This is a genomic window from Bdellovibrio sp. SKB1291214 (assembly GCF_002209355.2).
GTDB lineage: Bacteria > Bdellovibrionota > Bdellovibrionia > Bdellovibrionales > Bdellovibrionaceae > Bdellovibrio.
In genome coordinates, this window is the sequence record NZ_CP106855.1 from 108,201 (window position 1) to 122,406 (window position 14,206).

General features: G+C 46.0%; 13 protein-coding genes. 4 read left to right on the forward strand and 9 right to left on the reverse strand.

Annotation, left to right across the window (positions count from 1 at the left end):
* Positions 1 to 5: 5 nt before the first annotated feature.
* On the reverse strand, positions 6 to 1,397 hold the full coding sequence (locus B9G69_RS00530; protein WP_088616524.1) for a hypothetical protein: 1,392 nt from the start codon (positions 1,395 to 1,397) through the stop codon (positions 6 to 8).
* Positions 1,398 to 1,743: 346 nt separating this feature from the next.
* Here B9G69_RS00530 and B9G69_RS00535 point away from each other — a divergent pair, with 346 nt between their 5' ends.
* Positions 1,744 to 2,196: a MarR family winged helix-turn-helix transcriptional regulator gene (locus tag B9G69_RS00535; protein ID WP_088616523.1), complete on the forward strand. Its 453-nt coding sequence runs from the start codon at positions 1,744 to 1,746 to the stop codon at positions 2,194 to 2,196.
* Positions 2,189 to 2,602: an organic hydroperoxide resistance protein gene (locus B9G69_RS00540; RefSeq protein ID WP_088616522.1), complete on the forward strand. Its 414-nt coding sequence runs from the start codon at positions 2,189 to 2,191 to the stop codon at positions 2,600 to 2,602. Before B9G69_RS00535 ends, B9G69_RS00540 begins: the two co-directional genes overlap by 8 nt.
* A gap of 124 nt (positions 2,603 to 2,726) precedes the next feature.
* Here the strand turns inward: B9G69_RS00540 and B9G69_RS00545 are convergent, their stop codons facing one another.
* The 6 genes from B9G69_RS00545 to rfaE1 all read right to left on the reverse strand — a co-directional run bounded on the left by B9G69_RS00545 (position 2,727) and on the right by rfaE1 (position 8,629).
* Positions 2,727 to 3,635, reverse strand: a complete 909-nt coding sequence (locus tag B9G69_RS00545) for a PfkB family carbohydrate kinase (protein ID WP_088616521.1) — start codon at positions 3,633 to 3,635, stop codon at positions 2,727 to 2,729.
* Positions 3,636 to 3,719: 84 nt separating this feature from the next.
* The gene (rlmN, locus tag B9G69_RS00550) at positions 3,720 to 4,976 is read right to left on the reverse strand and encodes a 23S rRNA (adenine(2503)-C(2))-methyltransferase RlmN (RefSeq protein WP_088616520.1); all 1,257 of its coding nucleotides are present in this window, start codon (positions 4,974 to 4,976) and stop codon (positions 3,720 to 3,722) included.
* Positions 4,977 to 5,182: 206 nt separating this feature from the next.
* The gene (locus tag B9G69_RS00555; RefSeq protein ID WP_088616519.1) at positions 5,183 to 6,130 is read right to left on the reverse strand and encodes a hypothetical protein; all 948 of its coding nucleotides are present in this window, start codon (positions 6,128 to 6,130) and stop codon (positions 5,183 to 5,185) included.
* Positions 6,131 to 6,165: 35 nt separating this feature from the next.
* On the reverse strand, positions 6,166 to 7,053 hold the full coding sequence (locus B9G69_RS00560; protein WP_265437897.1) for an aminoglycoside phosphotransferase family protein: 888 nt from the start codon (positions 7,051 to 7,053) through the stop codon (positions 6,166 to 6,168).
* A 24-nt stretch (positions 7,054 to 7,077) separates the two neighbouring features.
* Positions 7,078 to 7,458, reverse strand: a complete 381-nt coding sequence (locus B9G69_RS00565) for a DOPA 4,5-dioxygenase family protein (RefSeq protein WP_088616517.1) — start codon at positions 7,456 to 7,458, stop codon at positions 7,078 to 7,080.
* Between the two features lie 142 nt (positions 7,459 to 7,600).
* Positions 7,601 to 8,629, reverse strand: coding sequence for a D-glycero-beta-D-manno-heptose-7-phosphate kinase (rfaE1, locus tag B9G69_RS00570; RefSeq protein WP_088617261.1), 1,029 nt, complete (start codon positions 8,627 to 8,629; stop codon positions 7,601 to 7,603).
* Between the two features lie 105 nt (positions 8,630 to 8,734).
* Between rfaE1 and B9G69_RS00575 the strand changes: the two genes are divergently transcribed.
* A complete protein-coding gene (locus tag B9G69_RS00575) occupies positions 8,735 to 9,643 on the forward strand; it encodes an alpha-ketoglutarate-dependent dioxygenase AlkB (protein WP_088616516.1) in 909 nt (302 codons plus the stop codon).
* A 76-nt stretch (positions 9,644 to 9,719) separates the two neighbouring features.
* Positions 9,720 to 10,667: a S1 family peptidase gene (locus B9G69_RS00580; protein ID WP_176400987.1), complete on the forward strand. Its 948-nt coding sequence runs from the start codon at positions 9,720 to 9,722 to the stop codon at positions 10,665 to 10,667.
* On the opposite strand, the gene B9G69_RS00585 is transcribed toward B9G69_RS00580, so the two are convergent.
* Entirely contained in the window at positions 10,651 to 12,393 is a 1,743-nt protein-coding gene (locus B9G69_RS00585) for a GMC family oxidoreductase N-terminal domain-containing protein (RefSeq protein WP_088616514.1), read from the reverse strand. The two genes, B9G69_RS00580 and B9G69_RS00585, sit on opposite strands and share 17 nt — an antisense overlap.
* A 69-nt stretch (positions 12,394 to 12,462) precedes the next feature.
* Positions 12,463 to 14,178, reverse strand: coding sequence for a hypothetical protein (locus tag B9G69_RS00590; protein WP_254916979.1), 1,716 nt, complete (start codon positions 14,176 to 14,178; stop codon positions 12,463 to 12,465).
* Positions 14,179 to 14,206: the final 28 nt, after the last annotated feature.

Below are 14,206 nucleotides of genomic sequence, written 5' to 3' on the forward strand. Positions count from 1 at the left end.
AATTCCTACTCAGCTTTTTTGAGTGGAACCGGGCCGCTTTCATCTTTGACTTCCAAATTCGAAAGAGCCAAACGTAGAGCACGCTCTGTACGTTTGAATTGGTCCTGATTCCCCTCGATAGTCTTGTTCAACTCAAGACACTTGTTACGATAATTATCGAGTTCCTGGGAAAGCTGATCAATCTTTCTTTTCTGGTCAAGGATATACTCATCTTTGGACCGAACTAAAGCGGCTTTCTCGGCGCGCAATAGCTCTAGACGATTTTCCAGTTCGCGTTCACGAACACGGATCTTTTTGAAATCTGATTTAAGTCGGGTTTCCAGCTCTTCGACTTTAACGCGAGCCTTAGCCACTTCGTTTTCTTTGTATTGAAGGTTCCCCTTCAAAATCAAGATCTCGCTTTGGAAGGATTCGCGGTCTTCCGCTTTCTCTTTCTCCACAGCGACGATGCGCACACCCAGTTCGTCTGTTCGCGAACGAATGATTTCACCAGCCGAAGCAAGCTCTTCATTTTCTGAGCGCAAAAACTCAACTTCTTTTTCAAGTTCAAGAATGCGTTGCTGTGCTAGTTTCAAATTTTCGGCCTGAGCTAACGAAGCATCAACCGATGTCATAACGTTAGCAGAACCCGCGCGGTTGCTGCCGCGGAAATTACCAACGCTGACTTTCACATCAACATCATTGTTCTTACGACCACCCACACGGGCATTCGCAAAGCCAGATACTGCCAGAGTGCGATCTGCATCTGTACCAGCACCTGTCATTTTAGAACTTGTTAAATTCAAATCTTGGATAGAGACAGTTTTATCTTCTTTTGGATTTTCACCCAAAGAAGCTGCCAAGTTATCCACCGGACTTGTAAAGTCGTCCTGGTAAGCAGAGGATGCTGGCACATAAGGCACATCATCCGTCGGCGTTGGCATTTCTACCACCACCTCACTTGGTTCATCATCAAGGCTTTCGGCAGCTTGATAACCACCCTCGCTGGAAGGGCCTTGATACTTCTCTTCAGCGGGAGCTTCATAAACTGGGTATTCAGGACGAGCAGGGATATCAAAACCAACGGGTTTTTCCCCATCAAGCATTTCATCACCCGAGGCGAATTCTTCAATGCTTTGATTTGTATAATCGTCTTCTTCTTCATGGCTAGAGTATTCATCAGCTGGGCTACCGAACTCAGACGCATCGATTTCTGCGCCCACGTCTTTTTCAAGACCTGCCCACATATCATCACCACCGCCATCAGATGACGGTGATTGATGGAAGTTCGTCGGCTCTTCAGACGACTCGCTTGCATTTTGATGGAACGAACCATCCTCTTGAATCCCGCGGACATCGTCCATCAGTGATTCAATCAGATTTTCCGCTGCTGAAGATTTCTTTTTTCTCTTAGACATACCAATGGAATTATCGGAAATTCCTCAACTTCTCTAAAGCTAGTCTCGCCCGATTGCACGAGTGAACTCACTTCCTGGCACAACGTCCAGCGAAAGCACGTAAGTCCCTACTTCGCCAAGGGACGGCCTTACCGTCTTCCTCCGAAATCGCAAACAATTCTCGTAAATCCCTCTCATTATGAGACGAAAAAGATACGTCTTTGCCTAGCAGGTAAGGACGTACCTTTTTTCGCGTCTTTGCCTAGCAGGTAAGGACGTACCTTTTATCGCAGGACCCCGACGTCTCATTTATTTATATTGTGTACAATTTAATTGCACACAATATAAAAGGGAGTAGGATGGGGTTATGAACAAGAAACTGCTTTTAGAAAATCAGTTGTGCTTCCCGATCTACGCGGCCTCCCGTTTGATCACTCAGCTTTATACTGAACACTTTAAAGCGTTTGACCTAACTTATCCGCAGTACTTGGTATTTATGGTTTTGTGGGAAAAAGCTCCGCGCAAGGTGACAGAAATAGCGGATCTGTTGCTGCTAGATACGGGAACGATCACTCCCCTCATTAAACGCATGGAAAAGCGCGGATGGGTGGAGCGCAAACGTTCGACCCAGGACGAGCGTTCCGTTGAAGTTCATCTGACAGCTGAAGGGCGCAAGATGGAAAAGAACTTTTCCTCGGTACCCGACGCGATGGTTTGCAATCTGAATTGCAAACGCAGTGAGCTCGACAGTCTTCGAGCCAGTTTAATTAAGTTAAATGAGCAAATGAAAATTACCTTAGAAGGAGGTCATCATGAGTAAGCTCTATACTGCAGTGGCAACTGCAAATGGTGGACGTAACGGTAAAGTAGAAAGCTCCGACGGCGTCCTTAATCTTGAAGTGCGCATCCCTAAAGAAATGGGCGGTTCGGGCGGTGCTTTTACCAATCCGGAGCAACTGTTCGCGGCGGGATATGCGGCGTGTTTTGATAGCGCACTTAATTTCGTGGCCATGCAACAGAAATTAAAAATTACTTCGGCTGTAACTGCTGAGGTTGGTATCGGGCCAAATGATAAAGGTGGCTTTGCCCTGGCGGTTAAGCTGCGTGCGAAAATCGAAGGCATCGAACGCGCCATCGCCCACCAGCTTTTGGATACAGCCCACTTGGTGTGCCCTTATTCCAATGCCACTCGAGGCAATATCCCCGTAACCATTGAGCTTGTCTGAACCCCTCCCGGAAAAGGATTAAGACAACATAAAAAATAAAAAAGGCAGGTTCACCACCTGCCTTTTACTTTTCAGCTTGGCCCTTTTTAGTGAGGCCACCGCCGACGAATATAAAATCTGAAACTTAAACCGTGATAACTTTTTTGTATTCAGCCAGACGCTTTTCCAAGTCTGCCAAAGTCACTTTTGAAAGAGCTTTGACAGAGAAATCTTGGATCGTGTGAGAAGCCATCATTGAACCCATGATGCAAGCTTGTTTCAAGGTGTTCACTGTTGGAACTTCTTTTTGAGCTGCGATGTAACCGAAGAAACCACCGGCGAAAGTATCACCTGCACCAGTTGGATCGATCACTGTTGGGATCGGCATTGCTGGCAAGATAAAGTATCCAGCTTCTTTCGTGTACATTGCAAAACCATATTCACCACGTTTGATAACGACTGCAGAAGGTCCCATCGCCGTGATCAATGGAGCTGCAGAGATCGCGTTTGAAGCACCAGTAAGCATTTTTGCTTCAGTTTCATTGATTAATACCAAGTTCACTTTTTTAACTACTTCAAGCAAAGCGTCTTTCTTGATATTGATCCAAAGATTCATTGTATCAAGACCTACGAATTTAGGCTGTTTTACTTGAGACAAAACTTGCAATTGAAGTTCTGGAGCAATGTTTGCCAAGAATACGAAAGAAGAGTCTTTGTAGTGCTCTGGCAATTGCGGATTGAAATGCTCGAACACGTTCAACTCTGTGTTCAGAGTTTTCGCTTCGTTCATGTCACCTTCATATGATCCAGCCCAGTGGAATGTCTTACCAGGAACTTTCGAAAGCCCTGTTAAATCAACGCCGCGGTTGTTTAATAGATCGTAGTCCTTTTGGTCGTAGTCTTCACCAACAACACCGACAACACGCACTTTAGAAAACAAAGACGCTGCCAAAGAGAAGTAATTCGCAGAACCACCCAAAGCACGGTCTGCTTTGCCAGATGGAGTTTGAATTGAGTCGTATGCAAGGCTTCCTACTACTAAAATTTCAGACATTTTAAATTCTCCGGGATGATTCTACTCCGGCGGCGCCAGAGTGTAAGTCAGTAAGCGCTTTGGTTTTTCAAAGCGCTTTGAAGACTAATTAAGTTCTGTTTCGTTTTCAAAGCTCATTGCAGCAAATGCCGCATTTTTAGCCGCATGTTCTGCTTTATGCTCTGCCATCAACTGCCGTTTTGCTTTTGGCATACCCGCCAGTTGAGAGTTGGAGATATCCATCGTCGCGTTTTCTTCTTTGTGCGTGCTGTTCAATTGACCGCAAGCTGCGAAGATATCGCGTCCCATAGAACGACGAAGAAGGACATGACAACCTAAGCGATTTAATTCCGTGTGGAAGGCTTCGATTGTGGCGTCAGAAGGACGCTCGTAGGGAGCACCCGGATGTTCGTTGAAAGGAATGATATTGATTTTGCATGGCACACCACGAGTCAACTTCGCCACTTGGCGCGCATTTTCGATGGAATCCGTTACACCTTTTAACATCACGTATTCAAACGTGACCTTGTCGCCAGTTTTGTCAGTGTACTGCTTACAAGCTTCCAGCAACATTGTCGTGTTCCATTTTTTATTGATCGGCATAACTTGGCTGCGGATTTCGTCAGTTGGAGCATTCAAACTCACCGCCAAACGAACTTTCGCATCAGCGATACGCCACATTTCTGGAACGATACCAGAAGTTGAAACCGTGATTTTCTTACGGGACAAATTAATACCCCATGGAGAATGGATCACGTCGATCGTTTTGAAAACTGCTTCTGGATTGTCCAAAGGTTCGCCCATACCCATGAAAACGATGTTCGTGATGCGTTGACCTTCAGCCAAAGAATCATGAACTTGCATGAACTGACCCACGATGTCTTCGGTACGAAGTCTGCGCTTTAATTTTTGCTTACCGGTGAAACAGAATTTGCAGCCAATATTGCAGCCCACTTCAGAAGAAATACAAAGAGTCAGACGACCCTCAGAAGGAATCACCACGGACTCAACGCTTTGGTTATCGCCCATGTCGAAAAGGAACTTTTGAGTTCCGTCGACAGATTTCAAGTGAGTCAAAGTTTTAGGAAGTTCGAAAGAAAGAAGTTTTGGAAGTTCCGCGCGGAAGTCCTTAGACAGGTTTGACATTTGTTCCGGATCTGTCACGCGTTGCTCGTAAACCCATTTGAAGATTTGTTGAGCACGGAATTGCTCTTTGCCTTTACCTTTTAGGTAGGCTTTCAAATCTTCCAAAGTCATGGAATAGAAGTTTGCGGGTTTGTTCTCTAGGGGCTTTGCGACGTTGTCGTCAGTGTAATTGATTGGCGCAAGAGTCGCGCTTGTCGTCGCTTCAGTGAATTCCATCTAAGGGCTCCTCGGCTTATTACAGCCATGCTTGTTACAGCTGGGACTTTCGTGGTCCCGTTAAGTTAAGGATATGAGCGGGGTTTGTAGCACAGCGAGCCCAGAACGCCTAGCAATTCCTCTGATTTCACAGGTTTAGCCAATAAAAAAGGCTCTTAAAAAGAGCCTTCCTTGCAAAAATTGCTTAATTGACCAGAGCTTAGTGGCTATTCGGCGACCTTCACCAAATCAGCCTCGTAATAACAGCCTTTTCTCAACTTTCCAGAGCGGAATGTTTCGTCATCCAAGGACACCACCACGCCCCTTTCAGTTTGCTTCAAACGAATGCGCACACCTTGTTTATTACCGACAGACCAAGCACCACGGATATTAGCTGCCCAACCCTCTCCGCCAGAAGTCACAGCAAAGGCGCCAGCAGTATCATTGTCATTGTGAGTTTCATAATTCATGACAGAATGACTGGCAGTTTTATAGGAGGATGCGAAATCCACTCGGTGAGTTTCATCTTTGGCGTTGGCGGTTTTAATAATGACACTTTTGAGACCCGCAAAGTTATACAAAAGACAATAATTAGTTCCAACTTCCTGCACACGGGGCTTGCCTTCAATCGCATAGCTTCCCAAGAATGCATCGAAGGGATTTGGAGTCTCCGCAAGCGAAGATGAATCAATGCGAATCATATCCGCTTCATAATAACAGCCCGTTTTCAGATTCCCTGCACCGAAGCTTTCATCTTTGACCAAAATCTTGAGACCCGATTCAGATTTTATCAGAGTCAAAATCGTGTGCTGCTTATTGACGAATCTCCAAGAACCGCGAGCACTGGCTGCCCAACCCTCGCCTCCAGATGTTTCTGCAAAGTCACCTGTAGAGGCCACGTCGTTGGAGTGTTGGAATTCTTGAACTTGAAAAAGAGACTCCTTAGGACCCGCTACGAAGCGAATTTGATGAGTCTCGAACAAGCTATCGCTGGCCTTCACCGTCATGCTTTCAAGATCTTTCCAGCGATAGCGATCACAAGTGGCAGCACGAACATTATTAATGCGTTTTGCACCAACAACTTTGTAAGAGCCGACAAAAGCATCGAAAGGATTTTGAGTTTCGGCAAAGGCTGAAGCCGAAAATAATAAAAGCAGAGAGACGATGAACTTCATGGTGTGTTCTCCTGATGGAATTCAGGAAAATCACATCAAGAACGCAGCTCCTGCGCAACTAAAAATGGAATACCCAACAGCTTTTTAGTATCACCATAATCCCAAGCTGTTGAAATCATTGCGGCCGCGAAGGCCCACGCCTTCATTTTCTGCATATCGAAGTTGATATGCTCATTGAGAATCTCCATTCGACGTTCCAAGGTTTTCCTTAAAGGTCGATTCACGGGATAAGAATCCAAAGGATTGTACATCATCACGGCCATCTCAAATGTTGGATCACCGACATAGCCGTGGGGATCAATGACTTTCCAAGAATGCTTATGTTTCAAAACATTGTCGTGATGAAGATCGCCATGAAGAAGGCAATCCTGGGAACGATCCAGAGTCAGCTCCGAGATGATTCCCTTGGCTTTGTCTAACATGCGTGAATCAACAGCGCCCTTTAGAACGTCCAAGTCCTTAGAAAGTTCCGCGATATGCTTAAAGGCACCACTGATGATCGAGCGCGAGTTCAACTCGCGGATCATGTTCGCAAGAATGATCGTCTGCTCGTCGTCACTGAACTGTTTTGATTGTTTCAATGTCTCGCCGGGAATTAAACGCTCCATCAGGGTGGCACCAAGCGCTTTGTCGGATTCAATAACTTGAGCCGCAACCCCACCAAAGTGGCGCAGCCATTGGCGCTCACGATCTAAAGATTCAATGTCGCAACCCGTTTTAACGACGACTTCAATGCCGTCAGATTTACGGATCGAGGTCCCCACAAAATGAAAGGATAAATTGTCGAGGGGCTTGATGGGCTCAAGATTCCAAAGCGCTTCAATCTTTTGAATATGAGAGGGAAATTGTAAAAGCCACTGCTCCCCCTGGGCTTTCCAAGTGGTCACGATGTTCTTATAAAGATTTGAATCGCGAGAGATCAAAAAAGTCCTCCCATCCTGCAAGGGCTAATCTTTGAAGACCTCGTAATTGAGATCTACCTGTGGGCCCAACCACATCGCTGCCTGAGTATGATCATAAAGATCATCACCCGTTAGCTCGTGAACTAAGACCGACAAATCACCGCGTTCGCGCATTAACCATAATACCACGTCGGTGAATTTCTCTTTGGGAAAATTAATTTCAAACATAGGAACCGGATGAGGTCCAATAGGTTCTGGAATCAGATGCCCAGTGAAAACTTCTTGATCTTTGAATGAGACAATCGCCTTCTGACGAAGTGACTCCGCAAATTCCATTTGATCCGCACTAAAGTAAACGTGCGCATCAAACTGCCTCGGGAATCCCTCCGGCAGCAGCTTAGAATTTACCTTGTAGGACTTTTCCATTTTGGCATTTCCCTCTATTGAAAAGCGGTCAAAAAGGTTCAGATGCAAGGCGGAGGGTTATCCCCGCAGCGTAGGTGTGCTAATGCACGTCGGAGCGAGGAGACAGCCCGACAACGCAGCAGGTGGACCTTTTTCACCGCTTTTAATGGACTTCGTTGATGTATTCGATAAGCTCTGGGATTTCACAAGGGACGCAACCGACTTTGCCGACGACAACGCCGGCGGCATTATTCGCTAGCATGCAGCTGTGAACCAACGAAAGGCCGCTGACCAAGCCCAATGCCAGGGCCGCGATGACAGTGTCACCCGCACCTGTAACGTCGAAAACTTTTTGAGCGTAGGTTGGAACTTCGGTGATTTGATCGCCCGAGAAAATCGTCATACCGTCTTTACCACGAGTCAGAACGACTTCTTTAGCGCCCGTGATTTTTTGCAGAGCACGGCCGACTTCCACAACCTTGTTCGGGTTGCCTTTCAAGTCGTCGAAATCAAGCCCCGTCAACACAACAGCTTCGTCATAGTTAGGTTTGATCAAATCAACACCTTGATAGAAGTTGCCTGGATTATTGCGGTGTGGATCGACCATCAATTTTTTGCCAGCTTTTTTGCAGATCTCAGAAACCTTGGCTACCACATTGCGAGAGATCACGCCTTTAGCATAATCCTCGATGATCACGCAGTCAGCGGCAGCGACATGCTTTTCCACCATCGCCAATAGTTTCAATTCAGTTTGCTCGGATAGGTATTTTTTTAATTCATAATCCACACGTACCAAGTGGTGATGACCTGTCATCACGCGAGTTTTGCGTGTTGTTGGACGCTCTTTATCCACGATCATGTATTCCCAGCTGACGCCGTTTTTCACACTTAATTCTTTAAGCAAGCTTGCTCCTGTGTCGTCCCCCACCACAGAAACCATCATCGGAACACCGCCAAGACTTGCGACATTTTGTGCGACGTTGGCAGCAAGACCCAAACGTTTGTCTTCGCCGTCCACTTCAAGAACTGGAACTGGAGCTTCAGGGCTGATGCGGCGAACTTGCCCCATCACATATTCGTCCAAACCAACGTCCCCGATGATGAGGATTTTTCTGCCTTTCAAAGCAGGGATCTGCTTGATCAAAAGGTCTTTTTCTTGAGGTCCTAATTTGGCTTGTACAGGTGCTGTCATTTTTTCACTCCAAAAGGCTTTTTTAGCGGATTGATAGCCCGCTGTCACCCCTTTAAGAATGCGGCAGCTGGCAATAAAAGCCCCTTTATGTTAAATAGTCTGCCTATGTTCAAATCCAAAGGCAAACCTCAGGGCAAAGGCCCTGCATTCAAATCACCTTCCCGTAGCGGAAAGCCGGGCCATCGCAATGGCGACGAGCGCAAAGCCACTGCGAATTTGATTTATGAACAAAACTACATCAGCCCTAGGGAAAAAGAAGAAATTCTTAATTATTTGAACACGCTCTACCCCATCTGGGAAATGCGTTACTCTAAAAACAATCCTCCACCTGAAAACCAAAAGCAAAGACCCCTTCTGCGTCCCGTTTACTGGTTGGGTAACTGGCAATTTGCTTGCCTGAATTACTATCATCCACCAAAAGGTATCTATAATCGCTGCGTAACTGGCGAACGCTATCCCGCGATTTTGCAGTATTTGGTTCAGAAAATTGAAAGCTTAGTGAAAGAGAAATTCGATCCCCGCGATATTCCCCGTGGATGGACATTGAACACCTGCTTGATTAATTACTATGGCAATCAAATCCAAGAGGACGGCAAGAAGGTCGACTGCGCCCGCGTGGGAGAGCATAAAGACTTTGAACCTGGCCCCGTTGCCTCGATCTCTTTTGGTGAGCGTGCGCTTTTTCAATTCGTTTCCAGCAAGGGTACGGAATCCAAATCAGACGTGGTTTTGCAACAGTGGTTGGACGATAGCTCTTTGCAAATTTTTGGTGGCGAAAAATTTAAAAAGCAACTTTTCCACCGCGTGCAACGTGTGGAAGACAAAAATGATCAGGTATTCCCACTGAACGACATTCAAAATTTTGAAACTCGCAGAATCAATTTCACATTCCGCTATGTACCTGACGAACACATCGTTCCCTTCAAAAAGCTCTCTGCAGAAGCCCAAGAGGACGTTCAACAGTATATGGAAAAACTCGCGGAAAAATCGCCTTTCTTTAAATCACAGCTCTAGATACGGACACCAAAAGGGTGTTCGTACCTGTGGGTATGATCCTTGATGAGTTAGTTTCTTGTGGATGGAGAATGCCATGAGAAGCAACCTATTGAAGCATTTGACTAGTTTATCGACAATGACGCCGCCAAGGGTGTCACTGCCTGTTTTTGTGGCTCTTTTGGCACTTTACAGCCTTCCCTCCCAAGCTATCGTGGGAGGTCAATTGGTTCCCCCTTCTGCGGAGCTAGCGAAACACACTGTTGCCATTTATGCTGCATCGAACGCATCGACTTGTACTGGAACTTTGATTGCTCCGGATATTGTGGTGACCGCAGCTCACTGTTTGATCCGTCCTAAGGGTGACCTGACAGTGATTTTCGGTACTGACTCTGTCGAGGCTTTGAAGGACTCCTCTCGCACTCGCAAAGTGATTGCAACAGCAATCAGTCCTGAATTTTCTAGATCTGAATACGGCGATCTTGGCTTAATCAAAATGGCTTCACCAGCCCCTGCGGGTTATACACCCGTGCCTTACGCTAAAAGTGTGATGACTCCCGAAAGTATCTTGATGGCAACTTCTTCGATGACGACGGTAGGCTTGGGCGAGCACGTTTCATTTACTTTCGAAAAACCTTTTATTCTTGCGGGATATGGTTTTTTCAAACAAGAGACCATCAAAGTAGATCGCAATGATCCCCGTCTGCAACCTGCCATTCAAGAAGGTCGAGGTGGCTGCAACGATTATAAAACTGTCTGCAGAATCGAAATTATCGGTCATGATAAAAAACTGCGCGTGACTTCCGTTCTGATGCAAACCATGAATCCTATGGCGTTGATCTTAGACGAAACACACGGCCGTGGCACTTGCTATGGGGATTCGGGTGGACCGGCATTTGTTTTAGATGAAAATAAACGCTTTATTCTGGTGGGTGTAAATAGCGGTGGAGATGGTTCGGGAGATTGCGGTCACGCTCCTGGAATCAAATCTCTGGTTTCCTATTTTGCACCTTGGATCGAAGACACGATCAGATCTGGTTTCTAATTCTTTCAACTGCGCGCTCGGCCAATGCTGAAATCGTCAGTAAGGGATTCACCCCGAGCGCCGTGGGTACGATGGACCCATCTAAAACATATAATCCCTCGTGCAGAGTGCCGTCAGCTTGATAGACTTGCCCCCACTGATTGACCACTCCATCTTTTACCGAATCAGCCATTACACAACCACCTAAGGGATGCACGGTCACAAGATTTTTCCCATTGATCAATAACGTTCGCGGGTTCATCACAAAGTTCCCACCAAGCGCTTCAGATTGTCGCTTCATAGCGCGGTCAATGGTGGGATAGATGGGATCAGATTTCACTTCAGGCCAAATCACACGGATTCGTCCCTTGCGATCTAATTTTAATTTACCATCGGCACGATCATGCCCCATACCCAAATACACCATCGAATAATTCAGAGCGCCCTTTTCAATGTCTTTTGAAAGCACAATATCACGGGCCACGCGCAAGTATCGAGCCGCAGAGATTTTCCACTTGGCAACACCCATTGCCAGACGCAGAGGAATAGCAAATGCGCCAGGAAAGGTGCCCTCTTCAATAATGAAACGATCAAATAGGTTTTTACGGTTGCGATAATCAGCTATCGAATAAATCACAGCACCCGGTTTCATATCCACGCGAATTTTGCTAGCCGAAGAAAAACCAATCGCGTTCGTTCTGTAAGCGGTGTTAAAGGAAAGCCCTAGTACATCGCCATTGCCGGAAAATCTTTTTCCCAATTGTCCAGAGAGACTCAGACCTTGCTCTTGAGACACTAACAACACTCGAGAACTGCCCATTGTCCCTGCGGACAATATGACTTTGCCAGCGATGATACTTTTTCGAACGCGTTCGCCATTCTTTGAAACGTACAGACAATGAACTTTGTAACCGCGATCTAGTTTTTCAATCCACAGTACTTCCATCTGTGTGTAAATTTCAGCTCCTTGGTTTTTAGCTAAAGGCAGATAATTCATATTCAAAGTGTTTTTGGCACCGGTATTACAGCCTGAACAACAGTTACCACACTCGATGCATCGGGGCTGAGTCACGCCTTGCTGTTGCCTCTGTTGCCCATAGAGATTTACTGCGATCGGTGGATAAATCAGATTCACACCTAACTTGTCAGCTGCGTATTCCTGAGCACGAACCTTGGCACTTTGCAGGCGTTCCGAATTGTAGGCTTGCCCTTGCAGAACTTGTTTCACCCGAGAATAGTATTTTTCGAAGGCGCCACTTTGCACTTCTTCTACAATGGCAGCTGGCCAGTGTGGCGACCGAAATGTATCCCGATCAGGACGGACCATCGCCCCTGCATTGATCAGCGAGGTTCCCCCAAGACCGTTTCCATTCAAAACGTCCATCTCGTGATTCGCATGAATTTCAAAAAGTCCCAGTGGATGACGAGCACAACGAATGTCTCGCCGAACCTGATTAAACTTTTCCACAAAAGATCCTGGGGGCCTTTCGGGACCTCGCTCAATAACAGCCAGGCGACAGGTGCCCGCCAACCGAGCGGCACTGATCGATCCCCCGTATCCCGAACCAATCACAAGAACATCATAGTATTCCCGCAAATCCGAAATAGGATTCGTCAGCTCACGATAGCTACTCTTTAACGGAACATACTTAACCCGAGGTTCAGCCGATGCTGAACGCGAAGCCAAGGCGCTAAAAAGCCCACCGACAATTCCGGTTTTAAGAAAGCCACGACGAGATATATCCATCCCTAAAGAAGACCGCAGAAACGCGAAGAATGAAATCTCCCCCAAAAGACAATGCAGAAAGACAGGTAACTATTGAGCAACAGCCCAACTAACCTGCAAGTTCGGTTTACCGGCAATATCGACGACGTTGACGCTTAGGTTTTGATTGACCCACCGAACGATCATTTCTTTTTCAGAATTTGTTAATGTCGGATTGTGGAATCTAAAATCGAATTCAGACAAGGGTAAGCTGAAGCTTAAGGATTTCGCTTTTCCTTTTGAATTCTTAAGTTCAATTTCCAAGTTTACAAAGTTTGCTTTTTTACCCGGCTCTTCGACTTTATATGATGTCGTGGTCGTACCGGCAAAAAAATCTCTCCACTCGTCATCAGTCAGCTCCATATTCAATTTATTTTGACGCATTTTGAAATTCGGAGAGTGTGACAAAACATAAGACTGCATCATTGAGCTTGAAAGTTTCCAGTCATAGGCGACTGGAAGTGTGCAGTGATAGCCTTCGGCGAATTCAACAACGCGGATGTTTTTGCTGTCGACTTTCAAAACTTTATTCACGATCTTTTGCGAATTGATAGCATAAGGCACTAAGTAATCATGATCCGTTGCCCAGATCATCACAGGCTCTTGCACGTCTTTGTAATACGGCCAGAAATTATTCAAAGCCCAGAAATTTTCGCTATCCTTCATTCCCGGTGGCAACTTTACAGAGGAAATATAAGAAAGACCCCCATGATAAGTTCTAACAACTTCAGAAACGGCTTTGCTTAGATATTTAAAACTCTCGTATTGAACCATTCCAGGAAGTTTTTCTTCGATCCCACGCAGACGACGACGTCCCCACAAATCGATGAATGCCGAGCGTGTGCCACTTCCGGTTAATGCCTCCATTGTCTCTTTCAAATTAACTACGGGGCAAAGGGCAAAGAAGCTTTGGATCAAAGGCGCATTGGCAGGTGAATTATATTTATTCAACAAAGAAGCAAATAAAACACCAGGACCGCCTAAGCTCATACCCATAACATGGACACTGTCGACAATACGAGACAGTGGCTCTGTCGGATTGCGCAGCATCTGTGCGATTAAAATATTTTGAATACCTTCGTCATAACCGCCGAAGGAAAACTGATTGTTGTTCGCGATAAAATCGGCGCTTGTTAGATTTTCCAATAGCAGCACATTGAACGGTGACTGTTCGAATAACATCATCATCCACGCACGTTCAGGTCGAAAATCTTCGATGCTTGAAAAAATACCCGATCTAAAAATCACCAATGGACGACGTTTGGAATCTCCTTTAAGGGCCAATAAACCTTTTACTTTAACGTTCCCTGGAAGATTGATCACCACGCGACGAAGAAACGGATGATCATAAGAGTCGTAACGCATTGTTAGATAGCGTCGGACATTTACCAGCTCTCCCAAGTCATGAGTCTGCAATTGCGAGCCGCACTCTTGGAGATATTTCTGCACCAAACCACCCTGCAATTGTGCAGAAGCAGCTACACGTGGATCTTGTAAACGTGATGACCATAGTGTGCTGTTGCACTTATCAGTGACTAAAAGGCCCTCACCCGTGGGCGTCCAGCCTAGGATACCTTCGAATAGAAAGTTCAAAACTGCTGGATAACGCCCCGGGGCGTCAGCAAGAATAGGGTTATCGATTGCTGGAAACCAAATACGCGGGCTTTGAAACTGCTCGATGAACGCCTGTTGAGGTGTTGTTGGCTTTTGCGCAAAAGAGAAAAATGGAACTGCAAAGATGATGAAAACTATTAGACAACGAGACATAGGTCTAATTGTGGGGAAAAAGAACCAC

Bases quoted from the DNA above. Each gene is read 5' to 3' on its own strand.
- B9G69_RS00535 (WP_088616523.1), top strand. From the start codon at position 1,744: ATGAACAAGAAACTGCTTTTAGAAAATCAGTTGTGCTTCCCGATCTAC.
- B9G69_RS00565 (WP_088616517.1), bottom strand. From the start codon at position 7,458: ATGGAAAAGTCCTACAAGGTAAATTCTAAGCTGCTGCCGGAGGGATTC.
- B9G69_RS00585 (WP_088616514.1), bottom strand. From the start codon at position 12,393: ATGGATATATCTCGTCGTGGCTTTCTTAAAACCGGAATTGTCGGTGGG.
- B9G69_RS00540 (WP_088616522.1), top strand. From the start codon at position 2,189: ATGAGTAAGCTCTATACTGCAGTGGCAACTGCAAATGGTGGACGTAAC.
- B9G69_RS00555 (WP_088616519.1), bottom strand. From the start codon at position 6,130: ATGAAGTTCATCGTCTCTCTGCTTTTATTATTTTCGGCTTCAGCCTTT.
- B9G69_RS00545 (WP_088616521.1), bottom strand. From the start codon at position 3,635: ATGTCTGAAATTTTAGTAGTAGGAAGCCTTGCATACGACTCAATTCAA.
- rlmN (WP_088616520.1), bottom strand. From the start codon at position 4,976: ATGGAATTCACTGAAGCGACGACAAGCGCGACTCTTGCGCCAATCAAT.
- B9G69_RS00590 (WP_254916979.1), bottom strand. From the start codon at position 14,178: ATGTCTCGTTGTCTAATAGTTTTCATCATCTTTGCAGTTCCATTTTTC.
- B9G69_RS00575 (WP_088616516.1), top strand. From the start codon at position 8,735: ATGTTCAAATCCAAAGGCAAACCTCAGGGCAAAGGCCCTGCATTCAAA.
- B9G69_RS00580 (WP_176400987.1), top strand. From the start codon at position 9,720: ATGAGAAGCAACCTATTGAAGCATTTGACTAGTTTATCGACAATGACG.
- rfaE1 (WP_088617261.1), bottom strand. From the start codon at position 8,629: ATGACAGCACCTGTACAAGCCAAATTAGGACCTCAAGAAAAAGACCTT.
- B9G69_RS00530 (WP_088616524.1), bottom strand. From the start codon at position 1,397: ATGTCTAAGAGAAAAAAGAAATCTTCAGCAGCGGAAAATCTGATTGAA.